1 protein-coding gene is annotated in these 786 nt (G+C 69.5%); it reads right to left on the bottom strand.

The features are described 5' to 3' along the window. Window positions 1-786, bottom strand: a 786-nt coding sequence (locus tag HV826_RS36405) for an AMP-binding protein (protein WP_176421577.1), incomplete at both ends; no start/stop codon positions are given.

Below are 786 nucleotides of genomic sequence, written 5' to 3'. Positions count from 1 at the left end.
CGGCTTCGTTGACGCCACTGTGCTGGGCCAGCGCCGCTTCCACTTCGCCCAGCTCAATTCGGTAGCCGCGCACCTTCACCTGCGTGTCCGCTCGGCCCAGGAACTCCAGCGCCCCGCTCCTCAGCCACCGCACCACGTCGCCCGTTCGGTACAGCCGCTCTCCCTCACCGTACGGACTCGGAACGAAGCGCTCCGCCGTCAACTCCGGGCGCCCCACGTACCCCACCGCCAACCCGTCTCCGCCCACATACAGCTCGCCCGGTACGCCCACTGGCACCGGACGCATCCCACCGTCCAGCACGTACGCCACCGTGTTCCTCACCGGCCGGCCGATGGACACCGAAGCGCCCACCTCTTCCGGCTTCTCCATCCGGTACGTGCTGGAGAACGTCGTGTTCTCCGTCGGGCCGTACCCGTTGATGAGCGTCCCACCCGCTGCCAGCCGCTCCTTCACGCGCGACACAGGCAGCGCGTCGCCGCCCGCCAGCAACTGACGGACACTGGCCAAGGCCTTCGGCTGCCGCGCCTGCATCTGCTCGAAGAGCGCCGCCGTCAGCCACAACGACGTCACGCCTGAAGACTCCAGCTTTCGGCCCAACTCCTCCAGCGACGGCGTCCCCGCCGGGTACACCACCAGCTTCGCGCCGTGCAGCAGCGCACCCCACACCTCCAGCGTCGAGGCGTCGAAGGAGATGGGCGCCAGCTGCAGCCACACCTCCTCCGGCCCGAAGTGCGCGAAGTCCGTCCCGAGCACCAAGCGCGACACTGCTCGGTGCGGCACCCCCA

Origin of the sequence: Myxococcus sp. AM010, from assembly GCF_013372585.1 — a bacterium.
GTDB classification, from domain to species: Bacteria; Myxococcota; Myxococcia; order Myxococcales; family Myxococcaceae; genus Myxococcus; species Myxococcus vastator.
This window is presented reverse-complemented; position numbering and strand designations above follow the sequence as displayed.